This is a genomic window from Bradyrhizobium sp. LeoA1Lang (assembly GCF_055413685.1).
Genome location: NZ_JBVAPG010000099.1, coordinates 19,529 through 31,383, shown reverse-complemented (window position 1 = coordinate 31,383; position 11,855 = coordinate 19,529). Strand labels below are relative to the sequence as shown.

The window sequence follows — 11,855 nt, the reverse complement described above, 5'->3', positions numbered from 1 at the left end:
ACGCCACCCCTCGGAGCCGCCGTCGCTCGCCAGCGCTGCGCTTGGGGCGAGCGAGCGACGGCGGCTCCGAGGGGATGGCTTGGCCGGACCCCATGACCGATTTTGCTGAACTTGACGCACAGAACTGCTTGCGGGAGAGGTCGGCGCGTAAGCGCCGGGTGAGGGCTCTCTCCACACGAAGAGTCTTTATCGCGGAGATACCCTCACCCCAGCCCTCTCCCGCAGGCGGGAGAGGGGGCGCAGCTTCATCGTGGTCACCGCCGATCTACCTCATTAGGTACAAAACGAAAAAGGCGGATGCCGCAGCATCCGCCTTCAGGAATGAACGCTCGTGGCTCGCCTATTTCACGACCTGGCCGCGGATTTCGCCGCCCGGATTGGCTGCGGTGTGGACGTTCACGTAGTACTTGCCGGCGAGGAAATCGGCGGCCTGCGTGTCCGTCAGCGTGGCGCTGCCTTCGGCGGGGCTCGAGGCGATATTCGGGATCGGGACCGCGACACCGCCGTTCTTGCCGGCTTCGGCAGGACCGTGGAAATGTGCCGCGGTGGCGGGACCGGTGAGGCCGGAATAGGTCACCTTCCAGCTCAGTTTCTTGGTCGCCGGATCATAGTCGATATCGGCGGTGCCGGTTCCGCTGCTGCTGTTCGGCGGCACTTCCGATTTGCTGTCCAACGGCACTTTGTACTTGTCGGCGAGAGCAGGACCGGCAAACACGACGGCGGCTCCGAGCGCGAGCGTGGCAAGCATGGTCTTGTTCGGCATGGTTTTCTCCCTGTTGGCCTCGGATGAGTGTCGACCTCAAAACAATAGCTTATCCGCTTTATTCCCAAAATCGCCCGCGAGCGCGGAAAATTTCGAGCAAGCGCATGGCCGAAACTGTCGCCATATTAGCCGCTCGATCGATGCAGCGCGAAGCGGTGTCCCGCTTCGCTCGAAAGCGCTCCAATGACGGGTCGGACCATGTTGCGACGAACATATCCCGCGGTCATCCTCGCCGGCATTGTCGCCGTCGGCGTCTATTGGTGGCTGACCATACCTTCGACGATCGCGGCCAGCGCGTTGCCGGCCTATGAGCCTGACATCAACAACGGCTCCACCATCTTCAACGCGGGCGGATGCTCGTCCTGCCACGCCGTGCCCGACCAGCCCGATCGCACCCGGCTCGGCGGCGGGCTCGCGATTCCTTCTCCGTTCGGCACCTTCTATGCGCCGAACATCTCGCCCGATCCCAATGACGGCATCGGCCGATGGAGCGAGGCTGATTTCGTCACCGCGGTCATGAAGGGCACCTCGCCGGAAGGTACCCACTTTTTCCCGGCGTTTCCCTACACGTCCTACCAGCATGCGAAGATCGAGGACGTCCGCGACCTCTTCGCCTTCATCAAGACGCTGCCGCCGGTCGCCGGCACGGTGCGCGATCACGACGTGCCGTTTCCCTTCAACATCCGCCGCAACATCGGCGTCTGGAAAGTCCTGTTCATGGATGGCAAGCCGTTCACGCCGGATCCGACACGCTCCGCGCAATGGAATCGCGGGGCCTATCTCGTGAACAGTTTTGGCCATTGCGCGGAGTGCCACAGCCCGCGCAATGTCCTGGGCGGCATCATCCGCGCGCAGCGTTTTGGCGGCGGACCGAATCCGGAGGGCGAGGGCTGGGTGCCGAACATCACGCAAAAGAATCTCGGAGACTGGAGCGTGAAGGATTTCGCCTATTTCCTGAAGACCGGCGAATTGCCTGAGGGCGACAGCGCCAGCGGATTGATGGCGCGCGTGATCAAGAACACATCGCAATTGTCCGACGACGACCGCGCGGCGATGGCGGATTATCTCAAATCGCTGCCACCGGTCGAGGGGCCCACGCCGCCGCCGAAGCTGAGCGGGACCAAGACCTAGGGCGTGTACTCGTAAGTGCTTGATGAACGGCACATCCGAACGGCGAAGAGAGAACCGTCTGGAGCCGGCGCAGCATCTTTTGAGTTTGTTCCCGATCCGATCACAAAGCTTTGAGTCCCCGGTCCTCGTGCAAATCCGAATGCCTGCGTTTCAATAAACGCTATCGTTATAAACGTTCGGAGATAGCGGTGTTAAGCGAACTGAGCCCGTGGTTCAGTTCCGTTGGGCCGCGTGAGGGACCAGAGACAATGCCGTCACACGAGCGCGCGAAGATAAATCTCCCTTCAGCTATCTTGGTGTTGGCCATAGCTACGGCGGCCGCTCCCCATGGCGCCGCCGCCGCCGCAGAATGCCAAAATCAGGATAGCGGCATCACCCTGTCGCCCGGATTTTGCGCTACGGTCTTTGCCGACAATCTCGGCCATGTGCGCCATCTTGCGGTCAGCAGCGACAATGTTGTCTATGCCAACAGTTGGAGCGGTCGTTACTACCATAACGACACTCCGCCGGCCGGCGGATTTCTGCTCGCGCTCAAGGACACGACTGGCAGCGGGAGGGCAGACGTCATTCGGCGCTTTAGCCCGGACAAGTCCACGGGCGCCGCCGGCGGTACCGGCATCGCGCTCTACAATGGTGCGCTCTATGCCGAACTGAACGACAAGATCGTCCGCTATGCGCGCGCGCCGGACGAAATCGCGCCGGCCGGCCAGCCGCAGACGGTGGTGGCCGGCATGCCGCTGACCGGCGACCACCCGATGCACCCGTTCGTCATTGACGCGACGGGCAACCTGTTCGTCGATTTGGGATCCGCGACCAATGCCTGCCAGGCCGACAACCGCATGCCGCTGTCGCCCGGTCTCAATCCCTGCACCGAGCTGGAGACGCGCGCCGGCACCTGGCGCTACGACGCCAACAAGACCGATCAGACCTTCTCAGCGGCTGAGCGGTACGCCACCGGCATCCGCAACGGCGAGGGATTCGCGTTCGACAAGGCCGGGCGGCTCTATGTCACCCAGCACGGTCGCGATCAGCTATCGCAGAATTGGCCCAAGCTCTACACGGTCGAGCAGGGTGTCGAGCTGCCGGCCGAGGAGCTCCTCGAGCTGAAGAAGGGTGGCGATTACGGATGGCCGGAATGCTACTACGACCAAGATCAGAAAAAGCTCGTCCTGGCGCCGGAATATGGCGGCGACGGCGGCAAGGCGGTCGGGGCCTGCGCCGCTAAGCTAGCGCCGGTTGCTGCCTTTCCCGGCCATTGGGGCGCCCAACGATATGCTGATCTATACCAGCACCCAGTTCCCCGAGCCTTATCGTGACGGCGCCTTCATCGCCTTCCACGGTTCGTGGAATCGCGCGCCACGGGAGCAGGCGGGCTACAATGTCATCTTCCAGCCGATGGCCGACGGCAAGGCGACAGGTAGCTATGTGGTGTTCGCGGACGGCTTTGCAGGCGCGCACATGGATCCCGGTCGCGCCGCCTTTCGGCCGAGCGGCCTTGCGATGGGGCCGGACGGGGCTCTCTATATCGGCGACGACGTGCATGGCCGCATCTGGCGAGTGACTTATCGCGGCGATGCGGCAACCGCGCGGCTGGCTGCCGCACCGGCAATCGCCCCGGCGCCGGGTTCGAGTGGCGCGGCCGCGCCGCCGGAAGGGACGCATGCCGACGCTGGGCGCGCCACGGCGGATCTGTCGGTGCCGCCCGGCGCCACCAAGGATCAGGTTGCGCTCGGCGACCGCATCTTCCACGGCGAGGCCAGCAACGGCACCTGCAGCGGATGTCACGGGTCCGATGCCCGAGGGACGTCAGTCGGTCCAGACCTGACTTCCGGCAACTGGGTGTGGAGCGACGGCAGCCTCGCGGCGATCACCAAGACGGTGACCGACGGCATACCGCACCCGCGCAACTATACGGGCGTCATGCCGCCGAAGGGAGGTGCCGAGCTGTCGGACGCCGACACTGCCGCGGTGGCCGCCTATGTCTGGGCAGTCGGCCATGTCAATTAGCTCATGACCAGATTAGACGGAATCGATCTCCGCACAAACGCTTCGCGTTCGTGGCGAGGGAAAGCTGGTTTCCACTTTTCCGGATCATGCTCTAGGTGGTCCCGAACGCCTTGAAGGTGATGATGGTGTGGGTGTCCTGGATGCCCGGGATGACCTGGACCTTCTCGTTGACGAAATGGCCGATGTCGGTGTCCTTGTCGACGTAGAACTTCACCAGGAGATCGTAATCGCCCGCGGTGGAGTAGATCTCGGAAGCGATCTCGGCCTCCGCCAGCGCATTGGCGACGGCATAGGACTGGCCGAGCTTGCACTTGATCTGGATGAAGAAGGGAACCATCGCTGTCATCTCCGGGGCAGGGTAGCCGGCGCATAGAGCCAAATTCGGGGTGCGATGGCAAGCCAGCTTGCCGGCCTTGGTCCTTGGCGCTAAAGCGAACTGATTTTAATTAGTACGGATTGACGGCGGCACTTCCCTCTCCCCGTCCTTACGGGGAGAGGGTTGGGGTGAGGGGCTCTCTCCACGAACACGGTGGCAGATACCCTCGTGGAGGCCCCCCCTCACCCGAAATTCAAGCTGCGCTTGAATTTCGACCTCTCCCCGCAAGCGGGGCGAGGTGAAGTCCAGGTCTCCGCTCGATTCGACAAGGGATGATCAAACCTAGGACAACCCATGATCGTCTACTGCGTGGCAGCTTTCCGATGACGACGCCGATCGCACTTACCATTGCCGGTTCGGATTCCTCTGGCGGTGCCGGCATCCAGGCGGATTTGAAGAGCTTTGCCGCGCTCGGCGTCTACGGCGCCTCCGTCATCACCGCGCTGACCGCGCAGAACACGATGGGCGTGCGCGGCATCCACCAGGTGCCGGCCGAGTTCGTGACCGCGCAGATCGATGCAGTGTTCTCCGATCTCGCGGTCGGCGCGGTCAAGATCGGTATGGTCGCCGAGCTCTCGATCATCGATGCGATCGCGGCCGGGCTCGAGCGCTGGTCGCCGAAGCATGTCGTGTTCGATCCGGTGATGGTTGCAACCTCGGGCGATCGCCTGCTTGCCGCGGAGGCGGTCGATGCGCTGCGCACGAGATTGATCCCGCTTGCGTCGTTGATCACCCCGAACCTGCCGGAAGCCGCAGCACTGCTCGATGAACCGATGGCCGCAGACGAGGCCGCCATCGAGAGCCAGGGCAGGCGGCTGCTTGCGCTCGGCTGTCAGGCGGTGCTGATCAAGGGCGGGCACGGGCAGGGCAGCGAGAGCATCGACTATCTCGTCGATGCCGACAGCGCGATCGTGCTCGCCGCGCCGCGCATCAACACCGCAAACACCCATGGCACCGGCTGCTCATTATCGTCGGCGATCGCAGCCGAGCTTGCCAAGGGCGAAGACGTGACGTCAGCCGTGCGCAACGCCAAGCGCTGGATCAGCGCCGCGATCGAAGCCGCCGATCGTTTCACCGTCGGCCACGGCCACGGGCCGGTGCATCATTTTCACAGATTTTATTAGACGACCCGCAACACCGTAGCCCGGATGGAGCGCAGCGTAATCCGGGGCCTTTGCGCGCCTGGAGGCCGCTTATCCCGGATTGCGCTTCGCTTCATCCGGGCTACAGGCCTCGTTCCGTACATCCACGGCCCCTCGTGTCGCCAGATTGTCGCATGGCGCTGTTATCCGCATTTCAAAGGGGCGCATAGCTGATTCTGGTGGGACCGTTGGCTGCGACGAATCGTCATCGCCCTGTCACAGGGATTTGTTAGGTGCACAGGTATGGGAAGCGACTCTTTCAGTGAAGAGAGCCCCGAGCGGCGCTTTCGCACGTTGTTTATCTCCGATGTCCATCTCGGAGCCCGCGGGTCGCAAGCCGACCGATTGCTGGATTTCCTGCGCTCTCACGATGCCGACACAATCTACCTGGTTGGCGACATCGTCGACGGTTGGGCGCTGAAGTCGAGCTGGCACTGGCCCCAGACCCACAACGACTTCGTGCAGAAGATGCTGCGCAAGGCACGCAAGGGCGCCAAGGTCATCTACATCCCCGGCAATCACGACGAGTTCCTGCGTAAATACTACGGCACGCATTTCGGCGGCATCGACGTGATGGAGAACACCATCCACACCGGCGTCGACGGCAAGCGCTACCTTGTGATCCACGGCGATATCTTCGACCTCGTGGTGCAGAATGCGCGCTGGCTCGCCCATCTCGGCGACAAGGCCTACGACTTCGCGATCCAGATGAACCGCTTCGTCAACTTCTTCCGCCGCATGTTCGGCGTGCCCTATTGGTCGCTGTCGCAATGGGCGAAGCTGAAGGTCAAGAAGGCGGTGAACTATATCGGCGCGTTCGAAACCACGCTCGCCAGCGAAGCGCGTCGCCATGGCTGCGACGGCGTGATCTGCGGCCACATCCACTATGCGACCATCCGCGACGAACACGGCATCCGCTACATGAATTGCGGCGACTGGGTCGAGAGCTGCACGGCGCTGGCCGAGCATGAGGACGGCCGCTTCGAGATCATCACCTGGACCGATCCGGTCCGGCGCATCGCACCAGTTCCACGGGTCACGGCGCGCGCCGCATGACAAAAATCCTGGTCGCGACCGACGCATGGCATCCCCAGGTCAATGGGGTGGTTCGGACGCTGACCATGATGGCCGAGGCGGCAAAGGGCCTCGGCGTTGAGATCGCATTTCTCACACCGCAATCGTTCCGCACCTTCGCGATGCCGAGCTATCGCGACCTCAGGCTGGCCTTGCCGCATCCGGCCGCGATTGCCGCGCTGATCGAGCAGGACAAGCCTGACAGCATCCACATCGCCACCGAAGGTCCGATCGGCCTGTTGGTGCGCCGTTATTGCCGCAAGCGCGGCCTGCCGTTCACCACGAGCTTTCACACCCGCTTTCCCGACTATGTCTCGGCGCGCTCGCCGATCCCGGAAAGCTGGGTCTGGCGGCTGTTGCGCTGGTTCCATCGGCCGAGCCAGGCGGTGATGGCGGCAACCCCGGCGCTCGCCGCCGAACTGCGCTCGCGCGGTTTTCGCAACGTGGTGCTGTGGTCGCGCGGCGTCGATACCGCGCTGTTCCATCCGCGCCATGTCGACCTCTGTCTTCCGGCACCGGTTTTCCTGAGCGTCGGCCGGGTGGCGGTCGAGAAGAACCTGGAAGCCTTCCTCGACCTCGATCTGCCGGGCACCAGAGTCGTTGTGGGCGACGGGCCGGCGCGTCCGGCACTGGAGCGGAAATACCGCGACGCCGTGTTCCTGGGCGCACGGCACGGCGAGGAATTGGCGCGCATTTATGCCGCTGCCGATGTGTTCGTGTTCCCGAGCAGGACCGACACCTTCGGTTTGGTGCTGCTGGAGGCGCTTGCGAGCGGCCTGCCGGTCGCCGCTTTCCCAGTGGTCGGTCCGCGTGACGTGATCGGTACTGCGCCGGTCGGCGCGCTGAAGGAAGACCTCCGCGAGGCCTGCCTGGAGGCGCTCAGCATCCCGGCGCGGGTCTGCGTCGACTTTGCGGCGCGCCACACCTGGCAAGCCTCGGCGCGCGTCTTTATCGACCACGCCCTCAATCTCCGGCCGGTCGAGCCCGAAGCCGCGCCCGAGAACGATCCGGCCGAATTCGTGGCCGAGGACCCGCATTTCGCGGCCTAGCCTGACCCGTCGCCCGGGTGGAGCGCAGCGCAACCCGGGACTTCTGTATCGGCGTTGACCAGCGGTCCCGGGTTACGCGTTCCGCTCCACCCGGGCTACGAACCTCCTTCTGTGCATCACACAGAAGCGTCTTGCCGGCCTGTCGGCGGCCGCGTTACAAATTGCGTATGACCGAAATCATCGCAAATCCACCCGTCGACGCGGCTGATATCGAAGCCGCCGCAAAGGTGGTCGCGCCGTTCGCGGTGCGCACGCCGCTGCTGTCCTTTCCCGTCCTCAACGAGCGCGCCGGGACCAAGGTGTTCCTGAAGCCGGAAATGCTGCAGCGGACCGGCTCGTTCAAGTTCCGCGGCGCCTTCAACAAGCTGTCGTCGATCCCGCAGGCCCAGCGCGGCGGCGGGGTCGTCGCATTCTCCTCTGGTAACCACGCCCAAGGTGTGGCCGCAGCGGCGAAGATCCTCAACATGCAGGCGACCATCGTAATGCCGGCGGACTCGCCCATCACCAAGCGCGAGCGCACCAAGTCCTATGGCGCCGAGGTCGTGCTCTATGACCGCGACCGCGAGGACCGCGAGGCGATCGCCAATGGCATTGCGAGCAAGCGTGGCGCGACATTGGTGCGTCCCTACGACGATCCCTTCGTGATCGCAGGGCAGGGCACCGCAGGCCGCGAGATCGCCGAGGACATGGCCGCGCTTGGGCTTGACCCCGACATCGTGGTGGCGCCGGCCTCCGGCGGCGGACTGATCGCGGGCGTCGCGACCGCGGTGAAAGCTCAGTTCCCACAAGCCCAGGTGATCGTCGCCGAGCCGAAGGGCTATGACGACCACGCGCTATCGCTGCAGGCGGGACATCGTGAGCCGCATCCCGCCGCAGCCCGCACCATCTGCGACGCGCTGATGGCGGCGATGCCGGGCGAGCTCACGTTTGCGATCAACAGCAAGCTGCTGGCGCGCGGCGTCTCGGCTTCGGATGAGGAAGTCGCCGCAGCGGTGGCGTTCGCCTATCGCGAACTGAAGCTGGTGGTCGAGCCCGGCGGCGCCGTCGGCCTTGCCGCCTTGCTCGCCGGCCGCATCGACGCCAAGGGCAAGAACGTCGTCATCGTTCTCTCCGGCGGCAATGTCGACGCCGACCTGTTCGCCAAGCTGGTGGCCTGAACAAGGCCGAGATTCTGTAGCCCGGGTGAAGCGGAAGCGCAACCCGGGCTACGGCGCTGAACATCGTTTCGGCGCCTGCGCAATCAGCGCATGAAGCCGCGGCGTCCACATCCCTGGCCCTGACCGATCGATTGGCTGACTGCCCTTGCGGCGGATTGAAGCACCTGACAATGTTTGATTGGCGCAAGGTCGGAGGAATCCAGGATGGGGGACGGCTCCGGGCAGAGGGTTGCAACCGTCATCATCGCCGTGGTGCTCGTCGGCGCGGCTGCATCCCAGGCGAGGACAGTGCTGGCGCCGCTGGCTGCAGCTCTCTTCATCATCGCGATCGTCTGGCCGGCGCAGAAGTGGCTGCAGTCATGGATGCCAAAACTCGCAGCGCTCGCGATCACCATGCTGGTCACGGTGGCGGTCTGCCTTGCCTTCGCTTCGCTGGCAGCATGGGGCTTTGGCCGCGTCGGCCACTTCCTGGTTGCCGATGCGGCGCGGTATCAGACATTCTATGAACGGGCCGTGGTGTGGCTCGATGGCCATGGCATCGAGGTTGCCAGCCTCTGGGCCGAGCATTTCAACGTCGGCTGGCTGCTGCGCGCCACGCAATACGTCACCGGCCGCGTCAACACCACGCTGAGCTTCTGGCTGATCGCGCTCGTCTATGTCGTGCTGGGGTTGCTCGAGGTCGAGGACGTCAAGCGAAGAATCGACAGATTGGAAAACACCACGGCGGCGCGCGTCTTGCTCAATGGCAGTGCGGCGACCGCGGCCAAATTTCGGAAATACTTACTGGTGCGCACGCAGATGAGCGCGGTCACCGGACTTCTGGTCGGTCTTTTCGCCGGCGTTACCGGATTGCCATTTGCGTTCGAGTGGGGCGTGATCGCCTTCGTGCTGAACTACATCCCCTTCATCGGCCCTTTCATCGCCACGCTGTTTCCCACGCTGCTTGCCATGACGCAATTCGAGAGCTGGCCGGCGGTGTTCGGTGTCTTTGCCTGCCTCAACATCATCCAGTTCGTGGTCGGCAGCTATGTCGAGCCACGCGTCGCCGGCAACACGCTGTCGATATCGCCGTTCATCGTGCTGTTTGCGATCTTCCTGTGGACCTTCCTGTGGGGCCTGTTCGGCACCTTCATCGGCGTGCCAATCACGCTTGCGCTTCTCACCTTCTCTGCCGAGCACCCGTCGACGCGCTGGCTCGCCGATCTGCTCGGAGGACCGGCGGATGCGAAGCGGGCAAAGACTTAGCTGCGTATAACCTCCACCTTTTCGGGTTCGGCAAGGCAAAGCGTTCCGCCCTGACCGCTAGTTAGCCGGTGAATGTAGAAATAGCTTGGCGCATCATCGGCAGCGTTCATCACCGGCGAGGGGGCGGAGATGATTTTCAATGCGCCACATGCACCGATCCAATCGATGTGGCGGTGACCGTGCATCACCACGACGCGATCGGCAAAGGCTTGCAGTCTACGAACGAACCAACTCCCATTGATCAATGCCGTCCCAATGCGCTCCGAGAACTTCGTCGTCGGCATGGGATATTCCGCAAGGTGGTGGTGCAGCGCGACGATCCAGCGTGCCTTCGGAAAATAGCTGATGGCGGCCTCCAGCCGCTGCACCTGTTCGAGAGAGACCAGCCCGAGCGCGTTGGTAAAGGAGAAGTGGGTTTCGGCATTGGAGTCGAGGATGGCTATTCCGAGACCCTCTTCCTGCTCTGGGGGAAGGATCATCGGGAATTGGTCCTCGAACAGCCGGCGAAGCCCGGCGCCCCGACGCACGCCGCCGCGTTCGGCGAACGCAACAATCTGTTCGCGATGCGGCGTGAGGAGATCGTCCAGCGTGGCCGCGACTTTGCCTGACTTGTCGACGAGGCGCACCCGATCGCCCTGAATGGCCGATATCGCCGACAGGGTTCGCATTTGCCTCAGCCGCTTGCCGGGGCTGAACGGCAAGTCGAGCCGGGCAGGGTTGGCCCGATCGACGATGTTCACGTCATGATTGCCCGGCAGCACGATCGTCCGTGTTGCAAGATCAGGGTGCTCTGACAATGCCTCGAGGAATTCGGCCCATTCGCTTGCGCGTCCTGCGTCCGTCATATCGCCGCTGATCAGCACGTGATCGAGCGGATCGGCGGCATGAATGGCGGCGAGACGCGCGAACACGGCGGCGAAGCGCTCATTGCCGCACGGGCCGGCGCGTCCGCTCTCGATGCGGAAGCCATATCGCTCGCCGACGACATGGACATCCGACAGATGTGCAACGCGCCAGATGCGTGCATCGGATCGAGGGACGTCAAACGCGGCAAGATCGGCCGGCTGATCCATGCTGGCATCCGCAAAACCCCAAGCTAATGATGCGGCGGCGAGATAGCAGCACACGAGCACGATGGCGTTGGCCAACGTCGTCATCACGAGATGATGGCCTTGGGCCAGATCGATCAGGCCGGCAGTCCATCGCGAGGCCGGCCAAACCAGGATCGCGATCAATGCCGCACCTGCGCTGAGCAGGATGCCGGCGCCGAGCGAGCACGCACGCCGCACTCGCATGCGCAACGTGGGGGTCAGGCTGTTCCGCCAGATCCGTTCCGTTAGGTGGCGCAGTGCCTCGCGGCAGAACGCATAGCTCGGCTGCACGGCGAGCGCGTTGAGCGACCAGAAACTGATCTCGACGATCCGCAGCAGCGGCCGCCAGCCGAACCATCCCAGCGCGACGATCGCGATGAGCATCAATGCCGCGCCGATTTCCGTCAGGACCAGGATTTTTTCGGACAAGATTGAAAGCCAGGCGGAAGCCAAGAGCGGCGCAAGGCCAAGCAGCACGGCCGGCAGCAGGAGCAACGCGGTCCACGCGAACAAGAGCTTCGGCAGGCTGATCTCGACGAGCAGGCTGCCGGCAATAGCAAGCAGCGAACGCTGTCCGGGGCTGGCGGCATCGTCCTCGACGTCGCCGTCGCGCGGATCAAGTAGCACGCGGCGCTGAATGCTCGAAGGTTCGTCCGCCGATGTCGACCGCCTCATGATATGAGTCCGTCGTTTGCACCTGTCGTCAGGATGGCCTTCGCGTGCGTTGCTTCACTCGCAGTTGGCACAGAGTGCGTGGACGCTAGCAGCCGCGCATGTCTGTGCGGCCCACTTTATCACAACTCTTGTAACGAGACATTGG

11 protein-coding genes are annotated in these 11,855 nt (G+C 63.7%); 8 read left to right on the top strand and 3 right to left on the bottom strand.

Features of this window, described 5'->3' with window-relative positions; all coding sequences use genetic code 11:
* Positions 1-340: 340 nt before the first annotated feature.
* Positions 341-763, bottom strand: coding sequence for a CHRD domain-containing protein (locus ACZYOF_RS28160; protein WP_463717828.1), 423 nt, complete (start codon positions 761-763; stop codon positions 341-343).
* 198 nt (positions 764-961) lie between these two features.
* Here ACZYOF_RS28160 and ACZYOF_RS28155 point away from each other — a divergent pair, with 198 nt between their 5' ends.
* The 3 genes from ACZYOF_RS28155 (at position 962) to ACZYOF_RS28145 (ending at position 3,901) form a co-directional block, all read left to right on the top strand.
* Positions 962-1,894, top strand: a complete 933-nt coding sequence (locus tag ACZYOF_RS28155) for a c-type cytochrome (protein ID WP_463717827.1) — start codon at positions 962-964, stop codon at positions 1,892-1,894.
* A gap of 299 nt (positions 1,895-2,193) precedes the next feature.
* Positions 2,194-3,210 carry a PQQ-dependent sugar dehydrogenase gene (locus ACZYOF_RS28150; protein WP_463717826.1) on the top strand — a complete coding sequence of 339 codons (1,017 nt, stop codon included), beginning with the start codon at positions 2,194-2,196 and terminating at the stop codon, positions 3,208-3,210.
* Entirely contained in the window at positions 3,167-3,901 is a 735-nt protein-coding gene (locus tag ACZYOF_RS28145) for a c-type cytochrome (protein WP_463717825.1), read from the top strand. Before ACZYOF_RS28150 ends, ACZYOF_RS28145 begins: the two co-directional genes overlap by 44 nt.
* Positions 3,902-3,992: 91 nt before the next feature.
* Here ACZYOF_RS28145 and ACZYOF_RS28140 read toward each other — a convergent pair whose 3' ends face one another.
* Positions 3,993-4,238 (bottom strand): Lrp/AsnC ligand binding domain-containing protein, encoded by a 246-nt coding sequence (locus ACZYOF_RS28140; RefSeq protein ID WP_027579940.1) that lies wholly within the window; start codon positions 4,236-4,238, stop codon positions 3,993-3,995.
* Positions 4,239-4,600: 362 nt separating this feature from the next.
* Between ACZYOF_RS28140 and thiD the strand changes: the two genes are divergently transcribed.
* The 5 genes from thiD (at position 4,601) to ACZYOF_RS28115 (ending at position 9,944) form a co-directional block, all read left to right on the top strand.
* Positions 4,601-5,401: a bifunctional hydroxymethylpyrimidine kinase/phosphomethylpyrimidine kinase gene (thiD, locus tag ACZYOF_RS28135; protein ID WP_463717824.1), complete on the top strand. Its 801-nt coding sequence runs from the start codon at positions 4,601-4,603 to the stop codon at positions 5,399-5,401.
* Positions 5,402-5,662: 261 nt separating this feature from the next.
* On the top strand, positions 5,663-6,475 hold the full coding sequence (locus ACZYOF_RS28130) for a UDP-2,3-diacylglucosamine diphosphatase (RefSeq protein WP_028163613.1): 813 nt from the start codon (positions 5,663-5,665) through the stop codon (positions 6,473-6,475).
* A complete protein-coding gene (locus tag ACZYOF_RS28125) occupies positions 6,472-7,542 on the top strand; it encodes a glycosyltransferase family 4 protein (protein ID WP_282527762.1) in 1,071 nt (356 codons plus the stop codon). Before ACZYOF_RS28130 ends, ACZYOF_RS28125 begins: the two co-directional genes overlap by 4 nt.
* A 167-nt stretch (positions 7,543-7,709) precedes the next feature.
* Positions 7,710-8,699, top strand: a complete 990-nt coding sequence (locus tag ACZYOF_RS28120) for a threonine/serine dehydratase (RefSeq protein ID WP_282527763.1) — start codon at positions 7,710-7,712, stop codon at positions 8,697-8,699.
* A 204-nt stretch (positions 8,700-8,903) separates the two neighbouring features.
* The gene (locus ACZYOF_RS28115; RefSeq protein ID WP_282527764.1) at positions 8,904-9,944 is read left to right on the top strand and encodes an AI-2E family transporter; all 1,041 of its coding nucleotides are present in this window, start codon (positions 8,904-8,906) and stop codon (positions 9,942-9,944) included.
* On the opposite strand, the gene ACZYOF_RS28110 is transcribed toward ACZYOF_RS28115, so the two are convergent.
* Positions 9,941-11,710, bottom strand: a complete 1,770-nt coding sequence (locus ACZYOF_RS28110; RefSeq protein WP_282527765.1) for a metallophosphoesterase family protein — start codon at positions 11,708-11,710, stop codon at positions 9,941-9,943. The genes ACZYOF_RS28115 and ACZYOF_RS28110 overlap by 4 nt on opposite strands.
* Between the last annotated feature and the right edge of the window lie 145 nt (positions 11,711-11,855).

What these genes read in the sequence shown, in the direction of transcription:
- ACZYOF_RS28160 (WP_463717828.1), bottom strand. Translation starts at nt 763, where the DNA reads ATGCCGAACAAGACCATGCTTGCCACGCTCGCGCTCGGAGCCGCCGTC.
- ACZYOF_RS28155 (WP_463717827.1), top strand. Translation starts at nt 962, where the DNA reads ATGTTGCGACGAACATATCCCGCGGTCATCCTCGCCGGCATTGTCGCC.
- ACZYOF_RS28145 (WP_463717825.1), top strand. Translation starts at nt 3,167, where the DNA reads ATGCTGATCTATACCAGCACCCAGTTCCCCGAGCCTTATCGTGACGGC.
- ACZYOF_RS28140 (WP_027579940.1), bottom strand. Translation starts at nt 4,238, where the DNA reads ATGGTTCCCTTCTTCATCCAGATCAAGTGCAAGCTCGGCCAGTCCTAT.
- thiD (WP_463717824.1), top strand. Translation starts at nt 4,601, where the DNA reads ATGACGACGCCGATCGCACTTACCATTGCCGGTTCGGATTCCTCTGGC.
- ACZYOF_RS28130 (WP_028163613.1), top strand. Translation starts at nt 5,663, where the DNA reads ATGGGAAGCGACTCTTTCAGTGAAGAGAGCCCCGAGCGGCGCTTTCGC.
- ACZYOF_RS28125 (WP_282527762.1), top strand. Translation starts at nt 6,472, where the DNA reads ATGACAAAAATCCTGGTCGCGACCGACGCATGGCATCCCCAGGTCAAT.
- ACZYOF_RS28120 (WP_282527763.1), top strand. Translation starts at nt 7,710, where the DNA reads ATGACCGAAATCATCGCAAATCCACCCGTCGACGCGGCTGATATCGAA.
- ACZYOF_RS28115 (WP_282527764.1), top strand. Translation starts at nt 8,904, where the DNA reads ATGGGGGACGGCTCCGGGCAGAGGGTTGCAACCGTCATCATCGCCGTG.
- ACZYOF_RS28110 (WP_282527765.1), bottom strand. Translation starts at nt 11,710, where the DNA reads ATGAGGCGGTCGACATCGGCGGACGAACCTTCGAGCATTCAGCGCCGC.